Annotated in this window: 1 protein-coding gene; it reads left to right on the forward strand. The window is 68.3% G+C overall.

Annotation, left to right across the window (positions count from 1 at the left end; translation table 11 throughout):
- On the forward strand, positions 1-240 hold a 240-nt coding region (locus tag BST14_RS32270), incomplete at both ends, for an ATP-binding protein (RefSeq protein WP_497795599.1).

Genomic DNA, 240 nt, shown 5'->3' on the forward strand with positions numbered 1-240 from the left:
CCCAAGCACATCGAGGCGCAGATCCTCGCCGATTCCTTCGGCAACACCGTGCACCTGTTCGAGCGCGACTGCTCGATCCAGCGCCGCAACCAGAAGCTCATCGAGATCGCCCCGAGCCCGCAGCTCACCCCCGAGCAGCGCGCCTACATCGGCGACCTGGCGGTGCGCGCGGCCAAGGCGGTGGGCTACGAGAACGCCGGCACCGTGGAGTTCCTGCTCGCCGACGGCGAGGTGTACTTC

It is taken from the genome of Mycobacterium arosiense ATCC BAA-1401 = DSM 45069 (assembly GCF_002086125.1).
Classification (GTDB): Bacteria; Actinomycetota; Actinomycetes; order Mycobacteriales; family Mycobacteriaceae; genus Mycobacterium; species Mycobacterium arosiense.